20 protein-coding genes and 1 tRNA gene are annotated in these 23,758 nt (G+C 63.5%); 5 read left to right on the top strand and 16 right to left on the bottom strand.

Annotation, left to right across the window (positions count from 1 at the left end; all coding sequences use genetic code 11):
* Nucleotides 1-57: 57 nt before the first annotated feature.
* Nucleotides 58-453 carry a globin gene (locus RHODMAR_RS13275; protein WP_042939090.1) on the top strand — a complete coding sequence of 132 codons (396 nt, stop codon included), beginning with the start codon at nt 58-60 and terminating at the stop codon, nt 451-453.
* Nucleotides 454-465: 12 nt separating this feature from the next.
* Here RHODMAR_RS13275 and RHODMAR_RS13270 read toward each other — a convergent pair whose 3' ends face one another.
* Complete coding sequence (locus tag RHODMAR_RS13270) at nt 466-936, bottom strand: cupin domain-containing protein (protein WP_008715321.1); 471 nt, start codon at nt 934-936, stop codon at nt 466-468.
* Between the two features lie 211 nt (nt 937-1,147).
* Between RHODMAR_RS13270 and RHODMAR_RS13265 the strand changes: the two genes are divergently transcribed.
* Nucleotides 1,148-2,731, top strand: a complete 1,584-nt coding sequence (locus RHODMAR_RS13265; protein WP_008715320.1) for a glycoside hydrolase family 13 protein — start codon at nt 1,148-1,150, stop codon at nt 2,729-2,731.
* On the opposite strand, the gene RHODMAR_RS13260 is transcribed toward RHODMAR_RS13265, so the two are convergent.
* The 8 genes from RHODMAR_RS13260 to RHODMAR_RS13225 all read right to left on the bottom strand — a co-directional run bounded on the left by RHODMAR_RS13260 (nt 2,728) and on the right by RHODMAR_RS13225 (nt 14,429).
* Nucleotides 2,728-3,417 carry a hypothetical protein gene (locus RHODMAR_RS13260; protein ID WP_008715319.1) on the bottom strand — a complete coding sequence of 230 codons (690 nt, stop codon included), beginning with the start codon at nt 3,415-3,417 and terminating at the stop codon, nt 2,728-2,730. The two genes, RHODMAR_RS13265 and RHODMAR_RS13260, sit on opposite strands and share 4 nt — an antisense overlap.
* Nucleotides 3,410-3,874: an acyl-CoA thioesterase gene (locus tag RHODMAR_RS13255; RefSeq protein ID WP_008715318.1), complete on the bottom strand. Its 465-nt coding sequence runs from the start codon at nt 3,872-3,874 to the stop codon at nt 3,410-3,412. The genes RHODMAR_RS13260 and RHODMAR_RS13255 overlap by 8 nt, the downstream gene beginning before the upstream one ends.
* 51 nt (nt 3,875-3,925) lie before the next feature.
* The gene (locus tag RHODMAR_RS13250; RefSeq protein WP_008715317.1) at nt 3,926-8,764 is read right to left on the bottom strand and encodes an NAD-glutamate dehydrogenase; all 4,839 of its coding nucleotides are present in this window, start codon (nt 8,762-8,764) and stop codon (nt 3,926-3,928) included.
* A gap of 125 nt (nt 8,765-8,889) precedes the next feature.
* Nucleotides 8,890-9,384, bottom strand: coding sequence for an acyl-CoA thioesterase (locus RHODMAR_RS13245; RefSeq protein WP_008715316.1), 495 nt, complete (start codon nt 9,382-9,384; stop codon nt 8,890-8,892).
* 1 nt (nt 9,385) lies between these two features.
* A complete protein-coding gene (gene ettA, locus RHODMAR_RS13240) occupies nt 9,386-11,065 on the bottom strand; it encodes an energy-dependent translational throttle protein EttA (RefSeq protein WP_042939109.1) in 1,680 nt (559 codons plus the stop codon).
* Between the two features lie 126 nt (nt 11,066-11,191).
* Nucleotides 11,192-11,695, bottom strand: coding sequence for a single-stranded DNA-binding protein (locus tag RHODMAR_RS13235; RefSeq protein ID WP_008715314.1), 504 nt, complete (start codon nt 11,693-11,695; stop codon nt 11,192-11,194).
* A gap of 166 nt (nt 11,696-11,861) precedes the next feature.
* On the bottom strand, nt 11,862-12,635 hold the full coding sequence (locus RHODMAR_RS27020; RefSeq protein ID WP_008715313.1) for an IMPACT family protein: 774 nt from the start codon (nt 12,633-12,635) through the stop codon (nt 11,862-11,864).
* 27 nt (nt 12,636-12,662) lie between these two features.
* Complete coding sequence (locus RHODMAR_RS13225) at nt 12,663-14,429, bottom strand: ABC transporter ATP-binding protein (protein WP_042939087.1); 1,767 nt, start codon at nt 14,427-14,429, stop codon at nt 12,663-12,665.
* Nucleotides 14,430-14,541: 112 nt separating this feature from the next.
* On the opposite strand from RHODMAR_RS13225, the gene RHODMAR_RS13220 reads away from it, so the two are divergent.
* Nucleotides 14,542-14,967, top strand: coding sequence for a MarR family winged helix-turn-helix transcriptional regulator (locus RHODMAR_RS13220; protein ID WP_051048014.1), 426 nt, complete (start codon nt 14,542-14,544; stop codon nt 14,965-14,967).
* A gap of 10 nt (nt 14,968-14,977) precedes the next feature.
* On the opposite strand, the gene RHODMAR_RS13215 is transcribed toward RHODMAR_RS13220, so the two are convergent.
* Nucleotides 14,978-16,891 (bottom strand): cytochrome c oxidase assembly protein, encoded by a 1,914-nt coding sequence (locus RHODMAR_RS13215; RefSeq protein ID WP_442970052.1) that lies wholly within the window; start codon nt 16,889-16,891, stop codon nt 14,978-14,980.
* Nucleotides 16,892-17,130: 239 nt separating this feature from the next.
* Nucleotides 17,131-18,288 (bottom strand): XdhC family protein, encoded by a 1,158-nt coding sequence (locus RHODMAR_RS13210; protein WP_008715309.1) that lies wholly within the window; start codon nt 18,286-18,288, stop codon nt 17,131-17,133.
* Nucleotides 18,289-18,401: 113 nt separating this feature from the next.
* On the opposite strand from RHODMAR_RS13210, the gene RHODMAR_RS13205 reads away from it, so the two are divergent.
* Both RHODMAR_RS13205 and RHODMAR_RS13200 read left to right on the top strand, forming a co-directional pair.
* Nucleotides 18,402-18,477: transfer RNA gene (locus RHODMAR_RS13205), tRNA-Arg, on the top strand.
* A gap of 135 nt (nt 18,478-18,612) precedes the next feature.
* Entirely contained in the window at nt 18,613-19,041 is a 429-nt protein-coding gene (locus RHODMAR_RS13200; protein WP_042939083.1) for a DUF2511 domain-containing protein, read from the top strand.
* Nucleotides 19,042-20,025: 984 nt separating this feature from the next.
* Here the strand turns inward: RHODMAR_RS13200 and RHODMAR_RS13190 are convergent.
* The 5 genes from RHODMAR_RS13190 to RHODMAR_RS13170 all read right to left on the bottom strand — a co-directional run bounded on the left by RHODMAR_RS13190 (nt 20,026) and on the right by RHODMAR_RS13170 (nt 23,621).
* Nucleotides 20,026-20,538 carry a hypothetical protein gene (locus RHODMAR_RS13190; protein WP_008715306.1) on the bottom strand — a complete coding sequence of 171 codons (513 nt, stop codon included), beginning with the start codon at nt 20,536-20,538 and terminating at the stop codon, nt 20,026-20,028.
* Between the two features lie 541 nt (nt 20,539-21,079).
* A complete protein-coding gene (locus RHODMAR_RS13185) occupies nt 21,080-22,339 on the bottom strand; it encodes a phage major capsid protein (protein ID WP_008715304.1) in 1,260 nt (419 codons plus the stop codon).
* A gap of 15 nt (nt 22,340-22,354) precedes the next feature.
* Nucleotides 22,355-22,921, bottom strand: coding sequence for an HK97 family phage prohead protease (locus tag RHODMAR_RS27015; RefSeq protein WP_008715303.1), 567 nt, complete (start codon nt 22,919-22,921; stop codon nt 22,355-22,357).
* A 236-nt stretch (nt 22,922-23,157) separates the two neighbouring features.
* The gene (locus tag RHODMAR_RS13175; RefSeq protein ID WP_008715302.1) at nt 23,158-23,379 is read right to left on the bottom strand and encodes a hypothetical protein; all 222 of its coding nucleotides are present in this window, start codon (nt 23,377-23,379) and stop codon (nt 23,158-23,160) included.
* Nucleotides 23,376-23,621 (bottom strand): hypothetical protein, encoded by a 246-nt coding sequence (locus tag RHODMAR_RS13170; RefSeq protein WP_008715301.1) that lies wholly within the window; start codon nt 23,619-23,621, stop codon nt 23,376-23,378. Before RHODMAR_RS13170 ends, RHODMAR_RS13175 begins: the two co-directional genes overlap by 4 nt.
* Nucleotides 23,622-23,758 lie beyond the last annotated feature (137 nt).

Below are 23,758 nucleotides of genomic sequence, written 5' to 3'. Positions count from 1 at the left end.
CGATGATTGCGAGCGACGCCGATCAGAGCGAGCCGCAGACCCAGAAGAAAGAGTGTGATGACCGAACCGCAGCAGACCTTCTACGACGCGGTCGGCGGTGCCGATACGTTCCGGTCACTCACAGCGAAGTTCTACGAGGAAGTCGCCAAGGACGAGATTGTGCGTCCGCTGTACCCCGAGGAGGATCTCGGACCGGCCGAACGGCGGATGCGGATGTTCCTCGAGCAGTACTGGGGTGGTCCCCGGACGTATTCGGACGAACGGGGTCATCCGCGGTTGAGGATGCGTCACAATCCTTTTCGGATCGGCCCGATGGAAAGAGACGCATGGCTTCGATGCATGCACATCGCAATCGGATCGATCGACGCGTCGGTACTGGACTCGGCACACCGTGCGCAGCTCACCGAGTACATGGAGATGGCCGCGAACTCGATGATGAACTCGGCTGTCTGAGCAGCCGAGAAGCTACAGCGACCCGGCGCGCTGCGGGCTCTGTGCGCCGCCGGTCTTGAGCTTGCCGATGCGGCTGCGGCTGCGGAGCGACCCGGCGACCTTGAGAGCGAAGGACAGCGGCCCTGGCAGGTGCTGGCGCAGAATGGCGTGCTTGCGCACATAGTTCTCCACGTGCCACTCCGACCAGGTGCCTGCACGGAACAGTGCAGCGTCGCCTGCAACCAGCGTGTGCGGCGCGTGGTCGTCGCTGGAGACGGTCACCGAGCCGTCCATGATGTGCACGATCTCGTCCACCGAGAAGTACCAGCGGAAGCGTCCGGCAGTGCAGTCCCAGACATTGGTGGTGGTGGTGCCGTCGATGCTCTTCGACCACTCGGCGACGCGCGCCTGGGGGTTGCCTTCGAGGATCCACGCCGGCTCGATGGGGCTGTCGTCGAGCGCGATATCGCCGAGCCGAACGGCTTCGATGGGAGAAGTGGTCATGGCTTCCGTCGAGTCCTCACCCTCGGGCGCGGCACATGCCGCAGCTGGTAACAGAAGCAGAACATACAACACTTTCCAAAGGAACAGGCACGTGTCGGTCATGTGAATGAGAACAATTCTTTACTCGGCATCGACCGGTAGCGCCGCAGACCCATGAGCCTCAGCGCCCCTGAATCGTTCCGCAGCCGTTCGTTTGGCACTATTGCCACTTGTGACCGATCCGATCGAGAGCTCCGAGTTGTTGTGGTGGCAGAACGCCGTCTTCTATCAGATCTATCCCCGGTCGTTCGCGGACTCCAACGGTGACGGTATCGGTGACCTCGACGGCATTCGAGACAAACTCGGATATCTCGAGCTGCTGGGTATCGACGCGGTCTGGATCGGCCCGATCACTCGGTCACCCATGGCCGATCACGGGTACGACGTGTCCGATCCTCGCGACATCGACCCCATGTTCGGAAGCCTCGAGATATTCGACGCGCTGGTCGACGAAGCTCATGCGCGAGACATCAAGGTCACGATGGATCTGGTACCCAATCACACCAGCGTCGAGCACCCGTGGTTTCGGTCTGCCCTGACCGCACCACCCGCCGGGGCCGAGCGCGCCCGATATATTTTTCGCGACGGACGCGGCGACGACGGATCGCAGCCACCGAACAATTGGCCCAGCATTTTCGGCGGCCCGGCCTGGACCCGCATCACCGAGCCCGACGGCACGCCCGGGCAGTGGTACCTACACATCTTCGCGCCCGAGCAACCGGATCTGAACTGGGACAACCCCGAGGTGTTCGACGACTTCGCGCGCACGCTGAGATTCTGGCTCTCCCGCGGCGTCGACGGATTCCGGCTCGACGTGGCCCATGGCATGGCCAAACCGGCGGAGCTGGCCGACATGAGTCTCGAGCTCAATGCGTTGATGAAGAACGACGACGACGATCCACGGTTCAACAATCCCCACGTCCATGACCTGCATCGACGCATCAGAGCCGTCATGGACGAATTCCCCGGAACGGTCACCGTCGGCGAGATCTGGGTTCAGGACAACATTCGGTTCTCCGAGTACATCAGGCCCGACGAATTGCACCTGGGCTTCAACTTCCGTTTGGCCAGCGTCGATTTCGACGCCGAAACCATCCGCGACGCCATCTCGAACTCACTCGCTGCCGTCGAACTCGTCGACGGTACTCCCACGTGGACGTTGTCGAATCACGACGTCGAGCGCGAGGTCACCAGGTACGGCGGCGGGGTTGCAGGCCATGCCCGCGCCCGCGCGATGATCCTCGTCGAATTGGCTCTTCCCGGAACCATCTTCGTGTACAACGGGGCCGAGCTGGGGTTACCCAACGTGCAGCTGCCCGAGAGTGCGCTGCAGGATCCTGTATGGGAGCGATCCGGGCACGCCGAGCGAGGTCGCGACGGCTGCCGAGTTCCGATGCCGTGGGAGGGTCACACGCCGCCGTTCGGGTTCTCCTCCGCCGCCGACACGTGGTTGCCGATGCCGTCGGAGTGGGACGGGCATACTGCCGAAGCGCAACTCGAAGATGTCGATTCGATGCTGAGCCTGTACCGCACAGCTTTCGAACTGCGGGCTCTACGTCCGGAATTCACCGGTGTCGGAATCGATTGGTACGGAGCACCTCCCGGCTGCCTCGCGTTTCGTCGACCCGGAGGTCTCATCTGCGCGTTGAATGCGTCGGACGAACCGATCCCGCTCCCTCCCGGTGAAGTGCTGTTGGCCAGTGCCCCTCTGGTGAACGGAAGGCTTGCTGCCAACGCTGCGGCGTGGCTCGTCTAACGCTCCACCGTCAGCGACAGCGGGTTACCCGCGCGGCGAACGAACACCGAGCCGTAGCGGGCGTCGAGGCGCAACCACACCGCCGATACGCGCACCCGCACGACTTCGTCGGCTGCGATCCGATCGGGATCGACGTCGATCGTCATGGGGTCACTACCGCTGTGCGGCACGAATCCCATTGCCGTCAAGGCAAATACGGTTCGCATGGAGATGGGCACCTCGCCTGCTTCACCGGCGACGTGCAACACTTCCTGCTCGAGCAACGAACTCGGCGGGCCATGACTGCTGCCATGTTCCTTCGCAAGTGCCGCGCCGCGCTGCGCAAGTCCGACCAGTACTCGGGCAGGCACGTCATCGAGGTGCTCGAATCCCCCGTCCGGTGGCAGTGCGCCGCGCCAGGCAGAATCCATCGAGAATCCCGGGTCGATCACACCGTCGTGCGCGTGCTGCACTGCCGCAGCCAGTACGTCCGCCCCCGCGCACGTGTCATCGGGAACAACGGTTCCGGTGACCACTCGCGCCGCCAGGGCATCGAAACCGGTAGTGGCCCAACAGGACACACCGCCGCCCGCGCGAGCACGCATTCGGATCACCGCAGCGTCGTCCAAGCGCAACGCCCGGCTGCAGAACGTCGCCAGATTCTCTCGCTCGACCACATCGGGAACGGTCAACACACGCTCAAACACGCTGCCAACTCACGAGAAACTCACGCTCTTCCCGGGTGAGCCGGCGCAGCCGCTGTGCATCTATGTCGAACGCCGCGATCTGCGTCGAGGCCACGACGGCCGCAGGCGTGTCCAATGCTGCACCGCGGGCCCGCACCTCGTACCCGACCACGAAGTCGACTGCACGTACGGTGTCGATCCACATGAAGACATCGAGCGGTCCGTCCTCGTGCCGAAGCTGACCTCGATACTTCACATGCAGATCCACGATCACGGCTCCGTGGCGCAGATTTGCCGTCGGCCTACCGTCCACCAACAGCCACGGAATGCGAGCCTCTTCGAGAAGAGTCACCATCCGCGCATGGTTGATGTGCTGATACACGTCCATATCCGACCACCGCACATCGACGGCGGCGTGGAAACCGACGGGGTCGGATTCCACACGATGGTCGGACAGATGGTCGTCGGGCACACTCACGCAGTCGTTTCCTTTTCTCGATCGAATGTTGCCAAGTCCGTTGACGCGGGTTCAGGGAACCATGTTGCGAACCTGGCGGGCGGCAACCGACAACGTTGCCAAGTCCAGACTTCCTGTCTCGGCGATCTCGGTCAATGCGGCGCGCGCCCTGGCCAGGCGGGAGGAATTCGTCGATTCCCATTCCGCGATCTTTTCCGCCACCGACTCGTCCGGTTCGCCGCCGGCCAACACGGCCTGCGTGATTCCCCGCAGCGAGGAGTACAGGTCGTCGCGAAGAGCCAAGCGCGCCAACGAATGCCACCGGTCTCCTCGGGCCAGTTTCGAGACCGCACTGAGCAGCCAATCGATTCCGATATGCGCGTCGAGAGCGAAATAGAGCTCGGCGACCTCGGCACCGTCACGATCGACGATGTCGGCGATATCGATGATGTCGAGCAGGCAGTAGACGTCGAGCAGTCCATAGATGCGCCGGGCCAGCGCAACCGGTGCGCCCCGTTCGATGGCGGCGGCCGATCGGGTGTCCAGATCGGTGGCCTGATGCCCGGAGATCCACGTGGACACCGACGGTTGCAGCGCGCGCACCTGCTCGGCGTATCGGCTGATCTCTGCGCCGACGGCCAAAGGCTGCGGCCGGTTGGCGAGCAGCCACCGCGACACGCGGTCCAGCATCCGACGCGATTCGAGTAGCAACTCGGCCGACACTGCAGTGGACACATCCGCAGCTCTGATGGAATTCCACACTTCGTCGAGTCCGAATATCTCGGTGGCAGCGGCGAACACACGAATGGCATCGGTGCCCGCGGCACCCGAATCCTCGGTCAGTCGATAAGGGAACGTGATTCCGCCGCAGTCGATGGCCTCGTTCGCCAGCGTGGTGGCCACCAGTTGACGCCGCAGCGGGTGCGCGGTGATCGCATCTTTGTACGGCTCTCGTAGTGGCTCGGGGAAGTACTTGGGCAACCGCGGGGCGAAGACATCACTGTCGGGAAGCTCACTGCCCAACAATTCCGCCTCCAACGCCAGCTTCACATGGGCCATCAACGTGGCCAGCTCCGGCGAGGTCAGCCCTCGGCCGTCCTGCTTGCGTCGTCGCAGATCTGCCTCGGTCGGCAGGGCTTCGAGTTCGCGGTCGAGCCCTCGCCGCACTTCCAGATCCTCGATCACCCGACTGTGCACGGTGACGAGACTGGGCGCATCGAATCTGGACGTACCGAGCAGCTCGTTCTGCATGATGTTGTCCCACAACACTAGTCGACCGACCTCGTCGGTCATCGACGCCAGCAGCTCGTCTCGATCCTCGCGTGCAAGGTTGCCGTTGGTGATGGCCGTTTCCAGCAGGATCTTGATGTTGACCTCGTGGTCGGAGCAGTCCACACCCGCCGAGTTGTCGATGGCATCGGTGTTGATCTTGCCGCCGGCCGTGGCGTATTCGATACGGCCCAGTGCGGTGGCACCGAGGTTGCCGCCCTCCCCCACCACCGCGGCGCGCACCGCGCCGCCGTCGACCCTTACCGCGTCATTGGCCTTGTCTCCGACCTCGGCGTTGGACTCGGTCGATGCCTTGATATAGGTGCCGATTCCGCCGTTCCACAGCAGATCGGCTGGAGCCTTCAAGATAGCGTTCACCAGCTCGGGGGGAGACAACGCCTCCACCGAGTCCGCCAACCCGAGCGCCGCCCGTGCTGCCGCGCTGATCGGAACCGACTTGCGCGTCCGCTCCCACACTCCGCCACCCGCGCTGATGAGCGAGGTGTCGTAGTCCGCCCACGACGACCGAGGCAGTGCGAACAGCCGCTCGCGCTCGGCGAACGAGGATTCTCGCTCCGGGTCGGGATCGAGAAAGATGTGCCGGTGATCGAACGCCGCGAGCAGACGAATGTGCCGGCTCAACAGCATGCCGTTGCCGAAGACGTCGCCGCTCATGTCTCCGACACCGACTACTGTGAAATCTTCACTCTGCGTGTCGATTCCGATCTCGCGAAAGTGACGCTTGACGCTTTCCCACGCACCCTTGGCCGTGATACCCATGGCTTTGTGGTCGTAGCCCGCCGAGCCGCCGGAGGCAAAGGCGTCGCCGAGCCAGAACCCGTACTGCGCGGCGACATCGTTGGCCATGTCGGAAAATGTCGCGGTGCCCTTGTCGGCAGCGACCACCAGGTAGGTGTCGTCTCCATCGCGGCGCACGACACCCGCCGGTACCGATACCGATCCGGTCGCGCGATCGAGATTGTCGGTGATGTCGAGCAGTCCGGCGATGAACAGCCGGTAGCAGGCCTTGCCCTCCTCTGCGAATGCCTGGCGATCTCGATCGGCGTCACCGGTAGCCACCGGCGGTCGTTTGACGACGAATCCGCCCTTGGCTCCGACCGGAACGATGACGGAGTTCTTGACCATCTGAGCTTTCGCGAGACCGAGAATCTCGGTGCGGAAATCCTCGCGGCGATCCGACCAACGCAGTCCGCCGCGGGCCACGGCACCGAATCGCAGGTGCACGCCCTCCACGCGGGGCGAGTACACGAAGATCTCGAATTTCGGCTTCGGTTTGGGCAATTCGGCGATCGACTGCGGATCGAACTTGAGCGAGAGGTATTCGCGACGCTCGCCGTCAGGTCCCAGTACGAAAAAGTTGGTACGCAGCGTCGCACGGATCAGCTCGAAGATGCTGCGCAGAGTGCGGTCCGCGTCGAGGCTGACGACCTGGTCGATCAGCTCATCCAGCTCGGTGCCGATCGCGTGCGCGTTCTCCTCGGAACTCGCCTCGGGATCGAACTGCGCCTCGAAAAGCCCGACGAGTAGCCGAGCAGTACGCGGATGTGTGAGCAGCACACCCTCGATGTTGAACTGACTGTAGGGAAAACCAGCTTGGCGCAAGTACTTTGCGTACGCACGCAAGACCACGGCTTGCCGCCAGTGGAGTCCGGCACGCATCACCAGTTCGTTGAATCGGTCTGCCTCGGCCTGCCCGCTCCACACTGCCGCGAATGCATCGGTGAATCGCTGCTGCACCCGGCTCTCACGATCGGCGGTGCCCGCCTCGGACAGCTCGGCATCGATATCGCCGTCGATGGCCGAGCTCAGCATCTCCCTCGAAGCAGAAAGCCCGAAATCGTAGATCCAGCAAGACATTCCGTCGGGTCGCACCACCGGGTACGGCCGTTCGTCGTCGACCTCGACGCCGAGGCTCTGCAGGATGGGCAGCACCTGTGACAACGAGACACCCGCGCCGCCGATGTACAGCGAGAAACGCCAGCTACCCACTGCGGACTGCTCGTTGCGGTAGAGCTGCATATCGATCGACTCGTCGTCGAGCGCTTCGAGGCGGGCGATGTCGGTGACAGCTCGAGCCGGACCGAAGTCCTGCTTGTACGCCTCCGGAAACGCATCGGTGTATCGCTGAATTCGTACAGGATCTACCGCTCGATCGAGGGAGACTGCGTCGCCGAGCGAGTCCTCCCAGGTTCTGGTGGTCTCGGTAAGAGACGCCTCGATCCGAGCGATGTCCTCGTCCGACAGTTCCGTTGCAGCGGTCCCGGGCGTACGACGCACGGTGACGTGCAACAGTGCCAGGTCCGATTCCGTCACGCGGGCGGTGTAATCGAGCGAAGTTCCGCCGAGTTCGCCGAGCAGTCGATCCTGGATGGCGAGCCGAACACGGGTGGTGTACCTGTCCCGCGGCAGGTACACCAGCGCGGAGACGAACGAGCCACTCGCGTCGGGCCGGACGAACAGCTTGACCTTTCGCCGACGGCCCAGTGCCAGAACGGCACTCGCTGTCTCGAACAGCCACGATGCCGAAGTGGCGAACAGTTCCGAGCGCGGCATCGATTGCAGAACTTCGAGCATTGCCTGGCCCGAGAACGATCCGAGATCGTGGCCGGCACGCGCAAGCACCGACCGTACTCGCCGCTCGATCACTGGAATGTCGAGAACGTTCTCGTGCAGCGCGGTCACGGTGAACACCCCGACGAAACGGTGTTCGGCCGAGTCGGCGGCATCGAGCACGCTCACGAAGTACGGATACACGGCGCGGTGCACCGTGGCCGGGCTCGATCCCTGTGTCAGGGCCACCAGATCACGTTGTCCGACAGGTTCCGAGCCGTCCACTGCCTGGCCCGAGTCGCGCAACACCCCGAGGCTGCTCGATCTTTCACCGGTTACCCTCTGCTCGCCGCCGATACCGTCGATGCTGTATCTCCGGTAGCCGAGCAACGTGTAGTGGCCGTCTCCCAACCAACGCAGCAGCGCAGCTGCGTCGCGATGCTCACGGGCACTGTCCGAGTCCGGGTCGCTCGTGCCCCGGGCGAACTGGTCGAGGCGATCGGCGACCTCCGCCTGTACTCGACGCATTCGATCGGTGTCGCCGACGACCTGACGCACGTCGGCCAAGACCCGACTCGCCTCGGACTGCAGACGTCCAGCGGCATCGTCGGTAGTCGAGGGATGCAGCTGAACGTGAATCCATGATTCGTCCGATCCGCCGGTCCTCGGACCCGTCAGCACGCCGTCGGCGTCGCGACCGACCGACAGAATCGGGTGAACCACATCGGTGTACTCGATACCGATTCGGGAGAGCAGCGAGATGATGGACTCGACGAGGAGCGGCATATCGTCGGTGACGATCTGCAGATAGCTTCCCGCGGCCTGATCGGCGGCCGGACCCGTTTCGCTCGGTCGATGAACGGCCACGTTCGCCGTCTCCGGACTGCGCTGTGCGGCCAGCCGGACATGCCGACGGAAGGACGTGATGTCGGGAGCATGCGCAGACGCCCCGGCCGCGGTGGTGTCGACGTGCTCGAAGTATTCCGCGCGCAAGGTGTCCAGCTCGGCCAGCAGTCGGTCGTCGAGCCCGTCGGCCCAGTCGTTGTCGGTCAGGTCCAGCGAGCGCGGCATGGTGTTCGAGTACTCCCTCGTGAGGATTTCCCGACGCCCGCCTGTCGCCGGCCGTCGATGACTCCTCGACCTTAGTGTCGAACACCCGGTTACCGCAGTGACCTCGCCGACCCAGCGCGTCCGAACTACTCGCCGTGGAGATACTCGGAAAGGAGGCGACGCTCGTCCTCGAGCAGAGGGCGAGACGAGGAGGTTGCGAGATCGAAGGCGACCATCAGCGCCTCGGCCCTCGCGCAGACAGTTCCTTCGCGGTCGGTGACCACGTGCTGGACACCGTACGAGGTGCTTCCGATCGAGGTGATCCACAGATCGATCGTCAACGGACCCGAGTCGTCGACAATCGGATGCAGAAACTCGATGGTGAGTTTCCGGACCACAGTTGCGCCACGCGCTCCGGCTTCGCCGGAACCAGACGGTCGTTCCGCAGGCTCCACTCCGGCTTCGCCGGAACCAGACGGTCGTTCCGCAGGCTCCACTCCGGGACCCCCGAGGACCGCGTCCAGGAACTGAACGCGACCTTCCTGGAGGTATTCGACGAATCGGGTGTTGTTGACGTGACCGAGGCGGTCGGAATCTCCCCACCGCACCCCGAGTGTGCAGGTGAAGGTTTTTCCCGACATGTCAGTCTCTGGTCAGCTTCCGGTGTGTGACGCGATGAGGACGTGCTGCGTCGGGCCCGAGACGCTCGACCTTGTTGGCCTCGTAGCCCTCGAAGTTGCCCTCGTACCAGTACCAGGCTGCCTCGTTGTCGCCGAAGCCGCCTTCCCACGCCAGGATGTGCGTGCAGGTGCGGTCGAGGAACCACCGGTCGTGCGAGATGACCACGGCACAACCGGGGAATTCTTCGAGCGCATTCTCGAGCGATCCGAGCGTTTCGACGTCGAGGTCGTTGGTCGGTTCGTCGAGCAGGATCAGATTGCCACCCTGCTTGAGCGTCATCGCCAGGTTCAGGCGGTTCCGCTCACCACCGGAGAGCACCCCGGCGGGCTTCTGCTGATCGTGGCCCTTGAATCCGAACGAGCTGATGTAGGCACGGGACGGGAACTCGGAACTGCCGACGGTGATGAAATCGAGTCCGTCGGAAACCGTTTCCCACACCGTTTTCTTCGAGTCGATTCCCGAGCGGTTCTGGTCGACGTAGCTGAGCTTGACGGTCTGACCGATCTTGACCTCGCCGCCGTCCGGCTCCTCGAGTCCGACGATGGTCTTGAAGAGCGTCGTCTTACCGACACCGTTGGGGCCGATGACGCCGACGATGCCGTTGCGGGGCAACGTGAACGACAGGTCCTTGATCAATACGCGGCCGTCGAAGCCCTTGTCCAGGCTCTTGACCTCGACCACGACATCGCCCAACCGAGGCGGGTTCGGGATCTGGATCTCGTCGAAGTCGAGCTTCCTGGTCTTCTCGGCCTCGGCAACCATCTCGTCGTAGCGAGCCAGACGAGACTTGCTCTTGGCCTGACGCGCTTTGGCACCGGAGCGCACCCAGGCCAGCTCGTCCTTGAGCCTCTTCTGCAGCTTCTGGTCCTTCTTGCCCGAGACCTCGAGGCGCTCGGCCTTCTTCTCCAAGTAGGTGGAGTAGTTGCCCTCGTACGGGTAGAGGTGTCCGCGGTCGACTTCGGCGATCCACTGCGCGACGTGGTCGAGGAAGTACCGGTCGTGGGTCACGGCAAGAATTGCACCGGCGTAGGCGGCCAGGTGCTGCTCGAGCCACAGCACACTCTCGGCGTCGAGGTGGTTGGTGGGCTCGTCGAGCAGCAGCAGGTCAGGCTTGCTCAGCAGCAACTTGCACAGGGCCACGCGACGCTTCTCACCACCGGAGAGGTTGGTGACGGAGGACTCGGGCGGCGGGCAACGGAGCGCGTCCATCGCCTGCTCGAGCTGCGAGTCGATCTCCCATGCGTCGGCATGGTCGAGCTTTTCCTGCAGTTCGCCCATCTCCTCCATGAGCTCGTCGGAGTAATCGGTGGCCATCAGCTCGGCAATCTCGTTGTAGCGCTTGAGCTGGACCATCGTTTCACCGAGACCGTCCTCGACGTTCTCCCGCACAGTCTTGGCGTCGTCGAGAACCGGTTCCTGCATGAGGATGCCGACCGATGCGCCGGGCGCGAGGAATGCCTCACCGTTTCCGGGCTGATCGATTCCCGCCATGATCTTGAGGATGCTGGACTTGCCGGCGCCGTTGGGGCCGACGACGCCGATCTTCGCTCCTGGATAGAAGCTCATCGTCACGTCGTCGAGGATGACTTTGTCGCCGTGCGCCTTGCGCACCTTCTTCATGGTGTAAATGAATTCAGCCATGCGGCCCAGCTTATCGGTGCGAGCGCGTCCGAACACCATCGCCCGAGAAGGCGCAGCGCCCACATCCGCCGTCCGTGCTCGGTTACGGGTTCCGATGCAGCACAGACGGCCGATGCAGGCAGCCGGTCAGGCGAGGATCGACTCGCGGACGTCGCCGTCGCCGTCGATCCGATCGCCGTCCTCGATCGACTCCTCGCCACTGTCGGGAAGCTCTGTCACGCCCGTGTCGCCGTCCGAGTCCATCTCGGGTGCCGCCTCCGATGTCGCCGCTTTCGTCCGATGGATCGAGACGTTGCAACGCGAGAGGTCCGGTCCGACGGCACTGGCCCGCATTTCCAGATCGGCGCGTTCGATACCGTCACGGTTGGTGTACTCGTTGGTGCGCAGTTGCCCGTAGGCGATGATCGGGTCGCCCTTCATCAGCGATGCTCCGACGCCGCGAACCAGCCGACGCCAACACGTGACCGTCAGGTACAGGGTGCCGCCGTCGGTCCACTCGCCGGTGGCGCGGTCCTGGCGTCGCGCGTTGCTGGCCATCCGGAAGCTGAGAACCTCGTCGCCGGTGGGTGTGGAGCGCTTGACCGGGTTGGTGATGACCGTGCCGACGACGGCGCATTGTGCTTCGTACATGATGTCTTCCCCCTCGATTTCTGTCGCGTGATTGCGATCGAGATCGACACTGCTACACCGAGAACGTCCGTGGTGTCCGGGTTCGGAAAATGTGGACAACCGCTCGCCCTGTGGACGAAGGACCCGAATCGGGGCCTGTTGGCACCGAGAATGTCGGACGGGTGTGCTACTCGGGAACTTCGGCGTACATATGTCCGGTGTGCACCGGCACCACACGCCCGGCAGTGAGCGAAGCAACCAGCGCCACAGTCGAATCGGCGTCTGCGACCGCGACAGTCAGAACCGCGCACGACAGGTAGGAGGCGTCCAAGACGACGACTCCGCGACCGCGCAACTCCGATTCCACGCGACCTGCGTCGACGTGGTCCAGTTCGACCGTCATGATGTCGCGCCGCTCTCGAGTGAGGAACGTCGACTGCGAGAGCGCCTCGTTCACCGCGCCGCCGTACGCGCGAGCCAGCCCTCCGGTACCGAGCTTGGTGCCACCGAAGTATCGACTGACCACTGCCACGACGTTGGTGATGTGATGTCCGCGCAGCACCTCCAACATCGGCATGCCCGCAGTGCCACTGGGTTCGCCGTCGTCATTGGATCGCTCGATGCGGTTCGTCGCGTCGTTCCGCAGGCTCCACTCCTGCTTCGCCGGATCCAGACGATCGTTCCGCAGGCTCCACTCCCGCTTCGCCGGATCCAGATGGTCGTGCCGCAGGCTCCACTCCTGGGCCTCGCCGGCGCGGTCGGTGAAAGGATCGTCCCCTGAGGAATCGACGATGAACGCCGAACAGTGATGCCCGGCAGCAGGATCGGCCTTGCGCGCGGACTCGATCACCGCCCTCGCCTCTGCTTCGGTGGCCGCGCGATCGACGACCGCGACAAACCTCGACTTCTTGATCTCGGTCTCGCACTCGATGCGGCCCGCGATGGTGCGCAACGGGATCATCGGACCTTCGTCATACAGCGACCCTACTCACACTGCAACAGCGTCCACGACATCGTCTGCGGCTCGGACCAATTGGGCGTACATGCCGTCACTTTCCAACAGGGACTCGTGACTTCCGACCTCACGCACGACCCCGTGGTCCAGTACGGCGATACGGTCCGCGGCGCGCACTGTGGACAGCCGATGCGCGATGAGGATGGTCGTTCGCCCTTCCATCAAACCGTCGAGCGCAGTTTGAACTGCACGTTCGGTGCGGTTGTCGAGCGCACTGGTCGCTTCGTCGAGTACCAGAATCGGAGGGTTGCGCAGTACGGTTCTGGCGATCGCGATCCGCTGCTTCTCACCGCCGGAGAACCGGTAGCCACGCTCGCCGACCATCGTGTCGTATCCGTCGTCGAGGCCGTCGATGAAATCGTGGATCTGCGCCGTCCGCGCCGCCGCGACGATCTCGTCGTCGGTGGCATCGGGCTTGGCGAATCGCAAATTTTCCCTGATGGTCGCGTGGAAGAGATATGTCTCTTGGGAGACGACCCCGACCAGGTCGGCGATGTTCTCGGAGGACATCTCGCGCAGGTCGATGCCGTCGATGGTCACCGACCCGGATGTCGGATCATGCAGCCGCGCAGCGAGGTAGCCCAGTGTCGTTTTACCGGATCCGGTAGCGCCGACGAGTGCGAGAGTGCTGCCTGCCGGCACCTCGAGATCGATCGCGCTCAGCGTCGGCACGGTGGCTGCGGCGTAGGTGAAATCGACGCCTCGGAAGGCGACGTCGCCGTGGACGGCCTCGCGGAGCAGCGGCACCGGATGGGCGGGCTCGGCTACGTCGATGGGCAGATCGAGGTACTCGAAGACTCGGCCGAACAAGGCGAGCGAGGCCTGCACCTCTACACCGGTATTGAGCAATTGCATGGTGGGCCGGAACAATTGGGTCTGCAGTGCGGTGAACGCGACCAAGGTACCGATCGTCAGTGCGCTCCCCTGACCGATCGTGATGCCGGCGAACCAGTACACCAAAGCAGGCATCACGGCGAAGCTCATCTGGATCGTGGCCATTCGCCACTTGCCTGCCATCATCGCCGCGAGTTCGACACCGGCGACTTCGTGGGATCGGTCGGCGAACTTCTCGGTCAATGCGTGAGTCGAGCCGGTGGTCTTGCCCAGCAGAATGCCGCTGACAGAAAGAGATTCCTCGATCTGCACCGACAGGTCGCTGAGCAACTTCTGCCGTTTGGTCGAAATCTTGCGACGCTCGTCACCGATGCGGCGTGCGACTCTGACGAAGACGGGCAGGATGACCAACGAGAACGTGGCGAGCTTCCAGTCGAGCAGGAAGAGGGCCACGACCGTCGCGGCGACCGTCGTCGCGTTCTGCGCGATGGACGTCGCGGTGTTGGTGACGACGGATTGCATGCCGCCGATGTCGTTGGCGATGCGCGATTGGACTTCACCGGTGCGCGTGCGGGCGAAGAATCCGAGCGACTGCCGCTGCAGGTGCGAGTAGACCTGTACGCGCAGATCGTGCATGAGTTGCTGGCCGACGCCGTTGGACATCCAGGTCTGTACGACGCCGAGAGCGCTGGTGACCACTGCAACTGCGATCATGCCGAGTGCGATGAGGCTGACGAGCGTGACGTCGCGATCGGGGATCGCATGGTCGAGAAGTTCGCGAAGAAGCAAAGGAGACGCGAGCGCGATGATCGCGCTCGCAACGATGATCGCGCTGACGACAGCGATCTTGCGTCGATAGGGCGTGAAGAGAGCGAGGACGCGACGTGCGGGTGCTGGATCGGACACGATGAGAGAACGTTCGGGTCGGCTTTCCAAGTAGACCTCCGTGCTAGCTGAAGTAATATGCAGAGGTTACCTCACTATGAGGTTGTCAGCAAGGCTCGCTATGATCCGTGACATGGATACCGGACACTCGCCCAACCTGAGCGAGAAGTTCATGGCCGTCGCCCGAAAAATCCGACGCAGCCACATGACTGCATTGGAACCGTTCGGACTCAATCCTTCCCAGAGCCGAGCCCTGCACGTTCTGGCACGCGAACACGATTCGGTGCGGCTGCGAGATCTCGCCGAGCACCTACGCATAGTTGCGCGATCTGCCACCGACATCGTCGACTCGCTCGAGGCAGCACATCTGGTGACGCGGCAGCAGGATCCGAACGATCGCCGAGCGGTCCTGGTGGAGCTGACCGATACCGGCCGCGCGTTACTGGACCGAATCGACGAGGCGCGTCGTCAGGTGTCCTCCGAGATGTTCGACGACCTCGAGCCGCACGAACGCGTCGAGCTGAACCGACTGCTCGGCAAGATCGCCGACAGCGACTGACCCGGATCTATCACTGCCCGCCTGGCCGATCGCGCCGAGCGAGTTCAGCGAACATCGCGTTGTGGGCGGCCAAGTCAGCGTCGTGGTCGAGGTCTGCGGCGCGGTCACCGCGCCGGGCATCCCGATCATCGCTGCGTGACCACTGGATCAGCAGCGACAGCATGACGAGTACCAACGGAATTTCACCGGTGGCCCATGCGATTCCACCGCCGAGCTTCTGATCTCCGAGCAGGTCGGAGTTCCAGTCCAGCCCGAGCGTCCGGTAATACCAGGCACCCATGACCGTGTTCATGCTCATCAACGCCACCCCGAAGAACGCGTGGAACGGCAGCGAACCGAACACCACCGCCAACTTCGTGACCGGCGCGATCTTGCGCGGAGACGGATCGACGCCGATGACGGTCCAGTAGAACAGGTAGCCGCTGAGCAGGAAGTGCAGATTCATCAGCAGGTGCGCGCCGTGGCTGTCCAGCACGGCCCCGAAGATCCCGCCGAGATACAGCGCATAGAAGCCGCCGACGAAGATCGCTGCGGCGACGAGCGGATGCGTCAGGAACTGCGAGAGTCGACTGTGCAGTCCGATCAACAACCACTCCCGCATACCGGGGACGCCGTTCTTGCCCGCCGCGGGCAGAACCCGCAGTGCCAGCGTCAGTGCCCCGCCGAGAGCCAGGAGCACGGGTGCGAGCATCGAGAGCAGCATGTGGCCGCTCATGTGCACGCTGAACACAGCCGTGGAGTAGCGGCCGATGCCCGAGGACGTGCTGATCAGCAGCGTGAGGCAGCCGGCGAGCCAGGCGACAGTGCGGCCGACCGGCCACGCGTCGCCGCGCCGACGCAACCGACGCACGCCGATCACGTACAGCACAGCCATGACGATGGCCGCGGTGCCGAAGATCAGATCGAAACGCCAGTCCAGTGCTATTCGGGCGAACGTCGGCGGCCCGCTCAGGTTGTAGCCGAGTGCCGCTTCGGTCGGCGTGAGATTGGGGTCGATCTCGGCCGGCGGCGGTGTGCGTCCCAGTCCGACCGCCAGGCCCACGGTCGCCGCGAGGACGAGTACCTCGGCACCGGCGAACCGGAGCAAGGCCCCGCGCGCCGTGGGGTCTGCCATCAGCGCGGGCAGGGCCCGGCGACGCTGCATCCAGCCGAACCCGCCCAGCACGATCAGCGCACTGATCTTGCCGATGATCAGCAGTCCGTAAGTGGTGGTGAACAGATCGCCGATCGACACCCGGACCAACGCGTTGAGAACCCCGCTGATTCCCATGACGACGAAGCAGACGCCGGCGATGGTCGAGAAGCGGCGCGCTGCAACGTCCGTGTGTGCACCTCCCCTGCGGGCGTGCGCCAGCAACGCGAACAGTCCGCCCGCCCACAACGACGCGGCCCCGAGGTGCAGGATCAGGCTGTTCGTCGCGACGTCGTGCGACCCACCTGCCGAGGAGTGGCCGCTCAACGCGAGGGGCAGCAGGGTGGCCAACGAGAATGCGAGCAGTGCGGGTGTCCAGGTCCACCGCAATACCGTCCGTGCGGCGATGGCCAGCACGACGGCCATGATGGCGGTCCAGCGCCACGCGCTGGCGATCTCCACTTGGTCGAGCGCGATCCAGAGATTCGCCGGCTTGATGGCTTCCGCAAACGGCTGCCCGGATGTATCGGACAACGTCAGGGGCACCAGGATCAGCGCACAGACGGCCCAGACGATCGACGCTACCGAACCGGTACGCACCGCGCGGTAACCGTCGACGTCGAGCACCCCGTTCTTCTGCGGCGGTACGAGAAACGCTGCCAGCAGAAACGATCCGACGGCGATGACGGCGGCGATCTCACCGATCGCCCGCAACGCGGGCAGACCGTAGGTGGTCGCGGGGCCCGGATCCGGGATTCCGAGCAGCACCAGCGCATCGGAGGCGGACAGCATGACGATGAGAGCGGCGACCACCCCCGCGATGACGGCGGCGGTCACGAACACGGTCGTCGTGGCCGAACGCGGATCTCCGGCCGTCGCGTCGCCGTCCGTCGCGTCTGCGTCCGTCTCGGACATACTCGCCTCGACATCGTCCGCTGGGAGTTCAGCGGTCGAGGGGTCGGTCTTGTCGAGATCCGGTGTTGCCATACCACCAGAGTAAGAGGTGATCGGCAGTACCCGAAACGCGAGTCCTACACAGCGTCGTACTCGGCCTCGCGAGGACCCTCGGTCGAGTCGTGATGGATCCGACCGTGTCGAGAACGCAGGGGTTCGCCGCTACCGCCCCAGCGATGGGCGATGATCTCCGCCGCGATCGACACGGCCGTCTCCTGCGGTGTCCGCGCGCCGAGGTCGAGACCGATCGGACTGGCCAACCTGGAGAGTTCGATCTCGGTCAACCCCGCCGCCCGCAACCGAGCCGTTCGATCGTCGTGGGTACGGCGCGAGCCCATCGCACCCACGAACGCCAGCACCGGAATGCGCAACGCCACCTCGAGCAGTGGCACATCGAATTTGGGGTCGTGGGTCAGCACACAGACGACGGTGCGCTCGTCCAGCTCGCCCGCTGACCACTGCTGGGAAAGGTAGTCGTGCGGCCACGCGACGACGACTTGCTCGGCGGCGGGAAACCGCTGCGGGGTGGCGAACACCGCACGTGCATCGCACACCGTGACGCGGTAGCCGAGGAAGGTGCCCTGCTGCGCCACCGCGGCCGCAAAATCGATCGCACCGAACACCAACATTCGGGGCGGCGGCGCGTGGCTGGAGACGAACACCTCCATTCCCTCGCCTCGGCGCTGACCGTCGGGTCCGTACGCCAGAACGGCCGAACGACCGGCTGCCAGAAGCCCTGTCGCGTCGTCGGCGACGGCAGCGTCGGCACGCGCGCTGCCGAGCGAACCCCGGGTGCCCGATTCTCCTACGACAATCCGTCGACCGAGCCGGTTCGGATCGGCGTGCGCAACCACGGTCGCCACCGCCACCGGGACGTTGTCTCTGATGTTCTCGACGACGGCCTCGAATTCCGGGAAGCTGCGGCGCGAGAATGCTTGGACGAACACGTCCAGCGTTCCACCACAGGTGAGCCCGACCGCGAAAGCATCGTCGTCGGACACCCCGTATCGGGTGAGTACCGGAGACCCGGTGTGCATGACGTCCTGCGCAAGTTCGTAGACCGCACCTTCGACGCAGCCGCCCGATACCGAACCGGCAACTGCGCCGTCCGAGCCGACCACCATGGCCGCACCGACCGGGCGCGGTGCCGAATCGAACGTGCGGATCACCGTTGCCGCCGCTGCGACCTCGCCGGACTGCCACACGCGAAGCGCCTCGTCGAAGATGTCGTCCACAGAACCCTCCTTCGACGCCGCTCGGTGGTCGTCCAACCCATGCCTGCACGGGCGACTCATACGGAAAGGTACACTCGTCAACCGTGCTCGAGCGGGTCCGCCCGCACGTGCCAGCCTCCGTAGCTCAGGGGATAGAGCAAGGGCCTTCTAATCCCTTGGTCGCAGGTTCGAATCCTGCCGGGGGCACCACGTTTGCGCTGGTCAGAGTCCATGTTTGCCAGGATCGTTCCCTCCTCGTTCCCTTGAGGTTGCTGTACGTGCAGCAGGTCGGCGGTGCTCTGCCGTATGGTCCGATGATCATCGGCAACGGCACGGGGGTATGCAATGCGGGGTAAGTGGATAGCGGGATCGGCTCTGGTGGTGCTGGCACTGGCGGGTTGTTCGGACTCGGGAGACAGTGCGGCACCGACCCCGGAAACCACGGTTCGCGCTGCGCCGATCACATCGACCACGGCACCAGCTGTAGCGCCGTCAACCACCGCAGAGCCCACGGCGCGCAACCAGCCTGCAGGATCGGTCTCGGAGTCCACATGGACCGGTGACTGGCCGTTCACGGCAACAGAGGGTGTTCTGATGTGCGCCGCGCCCGACCGAGTCACCTTCACTACCGACCGCACGATGTACGCGCTCAACGGACCAGCCAAGTCGGCAGGCGCATTCGAGGACGTGACGCCGATCTGGAAAGACTCGGACTTTCCCGGCGTCAAAGTCGACCTCGGCCCGATGATCGACAAGGGCCTCACTCTCTGCTGAGTGCAGACGCACGAAAGCCCCGGCACCGGAACGAGCGGCGTCGGGGCTTTCGTTGTGCGGGAGCGAGGCGCACGGTGTATTCATCAACAGAACCGGAGAAACCAATCTCCGTGCGCCAGGATACCGGAGATCTGCGGTGCGCGCTGGCGAGATTTCCAGTGCATGATTATGCAGTACGCCTGTACTGCTTGGGACGAATCGAGGTAGACTTCGACGCAGTTTTGCCCTCAGATCGAGGGGTCCGATACAGAAAAATCTCAAAAACCCATATCGCACCTGGTCAGAGCCACAAAACGCCTGGTCAGAGGGGGTAAAATTCCGCAGAGAGAGATCCGGCTGACCGTGGGCGGGGTCAGCCGGGCCCCCTGAACGGTCGGACGGTATCCCCCCTACCCCAGCCGGCCTCCGCATACCCTTGCAGGATGATGCATGATCATTCCTGAGGCACCTTGCTGGACAAGGGGATTCGAGCTGTGTCAATGTGGAGCTATGGGATCGAGCGAACCCATTCACAGCACAGGATCGGCAGGCACCAGATATGTACGCGGACATCGGATTCGGGGGCAGTCCACTACTGCCAGCACCCACCACTCCAGCGGCACCGACCATCGACGACATCGACGACACCGACACGAACGACACAGAGGAACCAACGAACATCGTTGCGAGACTGTGGAACACAGGACTTCTTCAGCTCACATCACGTTGGCTAGCAAGGGTGATGGTGGTCTACGTCGTGGCTGGCGTGGCTCTCACGGCTGCGCTGCTCGTCTGGCTGGCACCACGACTGCTGACACTGACACTAAACACAGTTGTGATGTGTTGGTACACATACACGTTGGTCACACTCGTGGCGTGCCAGCTACTCAATGCCAACTACTCATGCAAGCGCAGGCCAACGTTGGTGCACATCGAAGGATGGTCAGTCGACTGGTGCAGCGTGGCCAACCTTCAGAGCGTGTGGCCCCGCACCGCTTGGATGGTCTAGCCCCAGCGGCGTGAGGTGCGGGGCCTCAATGGAACACGCCGCCCATCGCTGGTGTAGACCCACTGAGTAGCCTCCTCGGCTTTCTTCTGTGCCCGCCTGATTGCTCTGCGCTCGGGGTAGTAGTAATCCAGGGCAACGTCTTTCAAATGCGCCGGCCTCTCGGCCTCGATCCTCTGCATCACAGTTTCTTCGCCAGGGTCGATGATGTGAATCTGAGCATGCGCTTCTGAATACCGTTGGCGCTGCTGCTCGTTCGGCTGTGTGTGGATGATGTAAGCGTCGAGGCTCATCCCCTGCCAGTGATCGGACTTGAGTACATAATCCACCGCAGCGCGTCGTGAGGCTTGGACCATTCGAGCAAAACCTTGGTCGTACGTTCGAGATCCACCCGCGCCGAATGCATCTGCGAGTACGTCGAAGTCGATGATCAGATCGACACCGGGCCTGGCGTTCTCAGCAACCCATGTGCTCTTTCCGCTCGCTGGCGGGCCTGTGACGATGTGGATCATGATTCTCGGCTCTCAGTCGGTCTGTGGCAGCGTTTCGAGCGCTGGTGATACAAGAACACCCCGCGGAGCAAATCAAGGCCGGAGACTGAACCTGATGCGCTCGACACGGGGTGTCCTTGATCCCGCCGGAGGATCCGCATCGAACGACGGGAAGTGTTGGCCCTCTGGTGCTTCAGCGCTACCGACGCCTTGGCACGAACTCGGTGGTGAACCGAATCCTCGGACAGGGGCCTATCGAGCACCACGCGGGCAGCTCGACCTCTCAGCCCCGCAATAGAACTGAGAGAAATCCGGAGTCCCAGGGCGCAAGGGCAAAAGTCCGCGTAGACCGTAAGTCCCTTGCGCCCTGGGTATCTCGATTGTACTACCTACTGCTGCAGTTTGTCCGGCTCGGCGGTGGGGCTGTCGGGCAGTGAGCGCCATTGCGAGACTGGAATACCCTCACGGAGAGTTTCGCCCAGCTCGACATCGACCAACTGAAGTTCCCGACTCCACTCGGATGCGAGCCAGTCGATACCCCCGCCATTACCGCCGATGATCATTACGCGCGCAACCCGAGATCGACCTGGAATGCCTTCGGCTGAGCGACTGCCACGTCCCAACGCGAGCTGGCCAGGAATGCAACCTGCCCGGTATCTGCGTAGCGCTCCGAGAGCACCTTGATCGTGAACTCCGACCGCAGACCGATGTACAGCTGAGCGAAATCGCCCGTGATCAGATAGCTCGTATCCGAGTTGGTGCCCTGCAGCACGTTGTTCGGTACGACGGAGGATACGAGTCCCGGTGACAGATTCGCGGGCGGTGCGAGGTAGTCCCCCTGGCTGTTCTTCAGCAGTGCCAGAGACGTTGCCGTACGCGGTGATCCGATATGCGCGGTCGGATTGAAGTTCTCCGAGAGCACATTTCCCTGAGCCTGGATCAGCCAGTCCCAGTTGGTAACCGCGGTCCCGTTGGCCCCGTGGTTTATCTTGGGCACCTCGGGAACGTTCACCAGCCCCAGCGGATTAGCGCCTTGGCCATCACCGAACAGGGTGAATTTGTCGATCCCTACCGCGTACTGAGCGGCGAAGGCGTCCGAGATGACCGACCCGATATCGGGATTGGAGTCTTCGAGCAGTTCCTTCGAGATCAGGATGAGCCGATCGAACGTCTTGGCGTCGAGGGTCACACTGTCGAATTGCAGGTCTTGAGCGGTCCGCTGCGCACCCTCGGCATAGAAAGCTGGTGCACCCTCACCGGTCAGACGCGGGACTCGGAGGGTCTTCGTGGTCATCGGCACAACAGTCGCGCCGGCCTTCAGTACGACCGCCTGAGCACGCGCCAGGTCGATTACTTCGCTACCGAGGGGTGTCGGCACGATCGCGGTGGAGTTGGTGGTCACGAGAGCGCGCTCGGCCTCACTACCCTCCCAGCGGCCAGAAGCCATGCCCCGCAAGAGCTTGTCGAGCGAGAGGTTCGTTGCGCGGCCTTCGATGTGGCCGTTCTGAGCCTCCCAGGCGCGGAGCGATTCACCCTTGGCCAGAGTGAGCTTGCCGCGAAGTTCGTTGGTGTCCTGGGTCTCTCGGACGGGAGCGTCGTCGGTATGTGCCGGGGTGGCCCCGAACTGCTTGAGCGCTTCCATGCGGCCTTCGATCTTGGCCAGGTGCTCGCGGGCCTCCTTGTGCTGAGCTTCGAGGGTGTCGAAACGCTCGGCATCTTCTCCGACGAGATCGTCACCCCGTGTTGCGAGTTCGGTCAGTTCGGTACGCGATTCGGCGATGAACTTGGTCAGCGCCTCGCGGTTCATGTCTTTGATGTTCATTGTGTTCCTTCGGAATTAGAGATCGAGTAGCCGTAAACGACGTTGTGCCGCTTCGGCTGAGAGTGTGCGAGTTTCCTGTGAGCGTGAGGCCAGGATCTTGGCGTCGGCCAGCGCACCGAGATTCACTATCGAAAGTTCACGCCAGGCCACTTCTTGCCGTAGCACGCGCCGGTTGTGATCGGTCCACTTCGACTTCACATCTCGGAAGCCGATTGATACGTCCGTGAGAGCGCCGTCAGCCACCAGAGTGGCGATATCGCGCCCTTGGGTGGTGTCGGACAACCTCGCCGTGACGTGGACACCTTGGGCGTCGGTCCATGCTTCGGTGAGCACCCCGACCGGGTTGGATCTCATGTCGTGGTGTCCGAGTAGCCGGATCTTCGAGGGTCCGTTGCGCCGGATCGTTTCGTCGAACGAGTTCCGATCGAACGTCTCGTAGAACCCGTAACCGTCGGCAACGGAGCCGATCTCGTCTTCCACGCCGAATCGAACTGCGAGAATGTCGAGAGTGCGACCGTCGCCGTTCTGAGATCGGATCTCGGTACCGGCAAAGCCGTGACGCTGAATGGTGTTGCTGCTCATGGGATTGTCCTAGATATGCGGAGGATAGACCGGGCGTAGAATGCCGGGCCTGCTGGTCCTACAACGCATTTCGTCGCTCAGCGGATCCCCGTGGACCGGAAGTGCGGACTCTTGCTCGCGAGGATCGAACACCCACTAGCCGGGGCACCGAACGAACCTTGCTACCGAGCAGAATACCCCCCTGGGGTACCGGGGTCCAGACTCGTGCCATGGATCTCGGTACCCCTGGTGTCGACCTATTCGGTGTGAGCGTCCACGAACTCGATCCACTCGACCTCGGCGTCGAAGAACGATCGGTCCACCGTCGCGTACGTGATCCCTGCAGCGACGAATTCGACTCGGTCATCGACCTCGTGCGCGCTCGTGCCGGGATCGAGTCGGATCTGCTCGCGTTGCTCGGCGCTCAGTGTGTCGAGACCGGCCCTCAGGTGCTCGTAGAGCTTGCGGGAAGCGGTCATGGTGTCTCACTCTCGATCGAGGGTTTCTGTCGCTTCCGGCGGTCGATGCGGGCCTGCACCGTCTTGTGCTCCCAGTGGCCGTTGTTCCATTTCCGAGCTTTCTTCGATGCGCCGACCTCGTGGACGTGATCGATACGGCGTTTGCCCTCGATCCACACGAACTCGACCCGTTGGCCGGCCACGATCGGCTTCCCACACTTCGAGCAGTCCAGATGCCCGTTGTACTTCGCATTCCACGCCACGGCCTACCTCACCCCCAACGCGTCGAGGCCCTTGGCGGTCAGGCTGTGCGTCCGGTCGGTGGTCTGAGTGGCCTCCTCGTGCGACTGCAGAACATTGAGAATGCCGCGTACCGCTGTCGCGGAGTAGCCGGTAACCG

The organism is Rhodococcus sp. AW25M09, assembly GCF_000333955.1.
Lineage (GTDB): Bacteria > Actinomycetota > Actinomycetes > Mycobacteriales > Mycobacteriaceae > Rhodococcoides.
The sequence above is the reverse complement of the archived record's forward strand: the minus strand, read 5'-3'. Positions and strand labels throughout refer to the sequence as shown.